Below are 3,140 nucleotides of genomic sequence, written 5' to 3' on the forward strand. Positions count from 1 at the left end.
GAATCAGCTCAATCGGATAGCAGTCAATGATTGTGAAGAACGACGGCTCACCCAGAAATTCAGCGCACAAAGCGGCATATCTGGTGATGAGACGCGATAGACGCGAGCGCTCAGGGAGATTTGGAAACAGCGAGATATAATCACGGCTGATCCAACGGTAAAATCCCTTGAATCCGGTTCCTTTGAGCCCAAACAATAACCCCAGGGCGACGATCTCACTCACGTGGAGCTTCGCCAGGGGATGGCGGGGAACTGGGCCGAGCTGGTCATCAACGCGAACGAAAAGGTGTGTGATGATGTCAGTCGTCGGGGGGAGTGTGGTCTGCATACCCACAGAATGCGCTCCCAGCGCATGATTCCCCTCGGCACCACCGACCCGCACAACTGGTTACTAAGCGGGAGCTTGATGTCCTGTCCGGCCAGGGTCAGGCGTACCTGGGTATCCACCAGCAACCTGAAACCGGACGCAACCGGCGTATTGAACACTGGTTCAAGTCGTGCCAGCGGATGGTCGGGCAGTGTGCCCCGAAGGGCGCTGACCAGCGGATTCAGTCGGTGCCGATCAGCACTGCAGGTCACGGCGGCGTCGAACGTACTGAAAAATTCACGTGCAGCAGCAAGATGTAAAGTTTCAGTTGCGCCAGTGGCGTGGTCAATAGCGGCCAGCAAGGCCGCAGCACGCAATTGATGACTGTGTTCGGCTCCATGCTGCGCCGCCTGGTCCAGTGCGAGCCGGGCGCGAGGCCAGTCCTGCTGATCGAATGCCTGGAGGCCCTGGTAGAACGGGACATAGAGGTTCTTGAGCAGAGCTGTGGTGGAGGTCGTGACGCCCAATTCGAAGGCTTCCTGGGCCAGTTCACGCTGTCCAGCAGCGCTGTACAAGTCGAACCGTTCAAAATGAACGAAGGGCAGCAGAACGGGCAGATTCAGCGCCTGAAGCTGGGCCTGCGCCGTATCGATCGCCTCGGCCGCGTCGCTGAATTCGCCGCGTGCAAGAAGCAGATGCGCTTTTGAAAGCAGCAGGGTAGGCAGCAAGACCAGTTGATTGCGTGCAGCGACTGGAATGGCTTCCTGCAAGAGGGTTTCTGCCTCATCAATGCGCCCATACAGCAGGTGAATGCCGATGAGTTGCTGATCAATCTGAAGGACGCTGGAATGCCGACCGCTCGCGACGAACAGGGCACGTGCACGGGTGAGCGCCCATTCCTGTTCCTCCCAGCGTCCAAGCATCATCAGGGCGTACTGCTGCATGTGCAGGGCATTTCCCTCTTCCAGGACGGCGCCACGTTGCTGGGCAGAGGCCGCCATCTGCTGGCAGACGGCCAGCCCTTCCTGCGGGCGTTGCAAGGAGATCAGCGCGGAGGCACGTTGCGTCATCAACACGGAGTGAACCGGGCTTTCCGGAAGCGCCAATCCGGCATCGGCAGACTGCAATTGACGTTCAAAGTCTCCCCGTCTGGCGGCCTGAAGCGATAAGGCCGCATAGCCGAGTGGTCCCAGGGAGGCGGCGCGTTCCAGGTTTTGAAGAAGCGCTTCGCCTTCATTGACCTGGCCGGTTTCAATCTGCGCGACAGCCTGGTACTCCTGCCACCAGCCAGGAGGGGCAGCCGGGTGGACGGCGGTTAGCTCTGCGAGCAGGACAAATTCATGTCGGGAGCGCAGGCGCGGGAAAAGTATCCCGGCGCTGTCTTCCAGAAGGGCAATATCAGTCGCAGCAGCAGCGTGCCGGACCGCCTCTGTCAGGTTGCCCTGCTGGGCAGCCTGCTGAGCCAGTCTCTGATGAATGGGCGCGGCACGCAGGGGATCACGCTTCAATTCCGTGGCCAACGTGTCCACGAGAAGAGTATGAGGACGGTACAGGCCGCGTCCCAGGGGGGTGAGGGGCAGGCCAGCCTGCCGGAGGGTGCGCAACCAATGGTCCGGAAGCGCCAGGCCCACCTCCGAGCCGGTACTTTCACTCCACTCCTCGATCAACGCGAGTTCCGGCAAGGCGCGGCGCACCTCCGATGGGAGACGGTCAAGGACGTCCTGGAGCAGGTCACCGAGTTCAACATGGGTGGTCTCGTCGGCGCAGGCCAGCGCCACGCCGACAGGCCAGCCTTCGACCGCGCCGTGGACAGTGGCCGGATCCTGCGCCGCGTCGCGTAACTGCATGAAGGCTTGCGTGTCTTCAAGCGTGAACCGCAGTTGCGTGTGAGTCAGCATGTGCAGCTTTCCAGCCGCAACCAACCGGGCCAATGGAAATCCGTTCAAGTCGTATCCGGCGAGAATCAGGCGATGCCTGTCCGGTAGGCCCTCTACCAGTTGTCCCAGCCACGCACCCTGAAGGCGGGTGACACGTTCCACCCGGTCAAGAATCAGGTCAAGACTGCCCTGCATATCAGCCAGCCGCTCCAGCAACCGCGTTGTGAACTCGTACGGCGTCTGAATGTCATCTACCGTGAACTGCAACTCCGGGAAGGCGTGAAGTGCCCGCAGAAGGGCCTGAAACAACTGCCCTGTTTCCACGTCACTTTCCGCGAGCGTCAACCACGCAACTGAGCGGGCCGTGCTGCGCGCGTACTGCGCGAGCAATGTCGTCTTCCCGTACCCGCTCGGGGCAATCACAGCCACGCAGGGCTGCCCGGTCACGGCCAGCTGCTCCAGCAGATCCGAACGAACCACCTCGCTCTGCAGAGCCCTAGGAACTATGGCCTGCGGATGGACAAACGCCTCAGTTGATCCCATGGCTCATTATCGGCTGATTTTCCGCCATCACGTCCACGCCGCACATTTTTCCTTTCAGAGCACCGCACCTTATTCCCAGGTGGGCCAGAAAACGGTCCCAGTTGATTCTCAGGCCGCCCGGTACAACTTGGGGCAAGAGCAGGAACGAGAACGCCAGTTCACGATGCTCGACACGCCCAAACCCAGCCCAAGGAGGTGAACCATGAAACAAGTTCTGAACATGCAGGCCCTGCGTCCCACGTCCACTGACCGCGCCGGGAGTTGGAGCACCATCAGCAACTACTGCGGTAGCAACCAGCTGTCCTGAAGTTCCCGAAGCTGACCGCCTGAAGTTCCCCACCAAGCCTCCATTCAAAAAGGAAGTGAACCATGAAACAAGTTCTGAACATGCAGGCCCTGCGTCCCACGTCCAC

At 60.4% G+C, this 3,140-nt stretch carries 3 protein-coding genes; 1 reads left to right on the plus strand and 2 read right to left on the minus strand.

The genetic code is table 11. The features are described from left to right. Together BOO71_RS28535 and BOO71_RS25030 are read right to left on the minus strand one after the other, a co-directional pair. The coding region (locus tag BOO71_RS28535) for a hypothetical protein (protein WP_217694949.1) at positions 1 to 223 on the minus strand (223 nt) is incomplete at its 3' end. Continuing rightward, positions 220 to 2,664 carry a LuxR family transcriptional regulator gene (locus BOO71_RS25030; RefSeq protein WP_217694950.1) on the minus strand — a complete coding sequence of 815 codons (2,445 nt, stop codon included), beginning with the start codon at positions 2,662 to 2,664 and terminating at the stop codon, positions 220 to 222. The genes BOO71_RS28535 and BOO71_RS25030, both read right to left, overlap by 4 nt. 265 nt (positions 2,665 to 2,929) lie before the next feature. On the opposite strand from BOO71_RS25030, the gene BOO71_RS28540 reads away from it, so the two are divergent. After that, positions 2,930 to 3,034: a class III lanthipeptide gene (locus BOO71_RS28540; RefSeq protein ID WP_254843170.1), complete on the plus strand. Its 105-nt coding sequence runs from the start codon at positions 2,930 to 2,932 to the stop codon at positions 3,032 to 3,034. Positions 3,035 to 3,140: the final 106 nt, after the last annotated feature.

It is taken from the genome of Deinococcus marmoris (assembly GCF_001949125.1).
GTDB classification, from domain to species: domain Bacteria; phylum Deinococcota; class Deinococci; order Deinococcales; family Deinococcaceae; genus Deinococcus; species Deinococcus marmoris_A.